Annotated in this window: 2 protein-coding genes; both read right to left on the bottom strand. The window is 74.6% G+C overall.

The window, feature by feature from the left end; translation table 11 throughout:
• On the bottom strand, nt 1-456 hold a 456-nt coding region (locus EAO70_RS11335; RefSeq protein WP_148003015.1), incomplete at its 3' end, for a DUF456 domain-containing protein.
• Nucleotides 457-565: 109 nt separating this feature from the next.
• Nucleotides 566-1,549, bottom strand: a complete 984-nt coding sequence (locus EAO70_RS11330) for a helix-turn-helix transcriptional regulator (protein ID WP_148002856.1) — start codon at nt 1,547-1,549, stop codon at nt 566-568.
• Nucleotides 1,550-1,558: the final 9 nt, after the last annotated feature.

Below are 1,558 nucleotides of genomic sequence, written 5' to 3'. Positions count from 1 at the left end.
CGCCCCCACGATCAGCAGACAGGCGAACAGCTCCACGAGCACGCTCGTGCCCGCCGCCCGCATCACCGCCCGGGTCGCCGCCCTGGCCTGGCCGTGGCCGCCCAGGCGGAGCCGTTCGGACAGGTAGATCCCGCCCACGAAACCGGGGATCGCGCCGAGCACCGGAACCAGGACGAAGCCGAGCAGCGCGCCCGCGCCCGCGAACGTCACCATCCGCCGGGTGATGCCCACGCCCCGGAGACGCCGGGGCGGCAGCTGCCAGACCACCACCTGGGTGAGCAGCAGCAGACCGGTCGCGGCGGCGAGCAGGATCCACGCGAGGTCGGTCCGTACGTGCAGCGACCACCAGAGCATCGCGGCCCACACCAGCCACGTCCCCGGCACGCCGGGGGCCAGCACCCCGGACAGGCCGAGCAGCATGACCGTCGCGACCATCAGGAGCTGCCACACACCCACGCGCCCAGCGTCCCCCAGAACCGGCGTCCGCGCAGGTCGCGGAGGGCGTCCGGGTACAGGGGGCACCCCGGTGCGACGGGCATCCGGGTCCCAGGGCCCCCCCGACCGCTCAGCCGCGGGCCACCCACCCCTTCTCGTACGCGTGCCAGCCCAGCTGCAGCCGTGTCGTCACCCCGGTCAGCTCCATCAGGCCCTTCACCCGCCGCTGTACCGTCCTGAGCCCCAGATCCAGCTGCTTCGCCACACTCGCGTCCGTCATCCCGGCGAGCAGCAGCGAGAGGATCTCCAGGTCCATCACGTCCGGACCGGGCGCCTCCTCCTCGGTGATCTGCGCGCCCGCCCCGAGCCTCAGCGGCAGCGCGTCCCGCCACACCGACTCGAACAGGCCCATCAGGGATTCGAGGAGCCCGCTCGCGTGCACGACGATCGCGGCCGGCTCCGCACCCCGCCCGGTCAGCGGCACCATGGCCAGGGAGCGGTCCGCGACGACCAGCTTGGTCGGGACCCGGTCCGCGACCCGTACCCGTTCCTCGCGGCCGAGCGCCGCCGAGAGTTCGAGCAGACCGGTCGGCAGGGTCAGCACCTCGCGCTCCAGCACCACCCGGTAGCGCACCCCCCGCCCGGCCGCCTGCTCCTCCGCTTCGTTCTCCATGCCCGAGACCGCGATCGGCTTGCCCGTCACCAGCGCGCAGACCTCCTCCTGCGCGCCCAGCTGGAGCTGGAGGAAGCGGTGGGTGACCGCGCTCGCGCCGGTCACCACCTCCACCAGGTCGTGCACCGCCGCGTCCGCGGCCTCCGCCCGGTACTCCTCGGCCAGCAGCGCCGCCGCCAGCTCCGCCTGCTCCAGCTCGTGCCGCTGCTGGGTGAGCAGGGCGCCCAGGGCCACCCCCGGCGGCGCCGCCACCCACCGGCCGGTCCTGGCCGAGGACTGCGCCGCGAGCCCCTGGGACTCCAGGCGGCGCAGGGCCCGCTCGGTGTCGAGTTCGGGCAGGGCGAGCCGGTGCGCGAGATCCGTCACCTCGGCCGCGCCCAGCGCCACCAGCGCCCGGTACGCGGACTCCTGGCGTTCGTCGAGTCCTATCGCTCCCAGCATGGATGCCCC

This window comes from Streptomyces sp. adm13(2018), assembly GCF_008042145.1.
Classification (GTDB): Bacteria; Actinomycetota; Actinomycetes; order Streptomycetales; family Streptomycetaceae; genus Streptomyces.
This window is presented reverse-complemented; position numbering and strand designations above follow the sequence as displayed.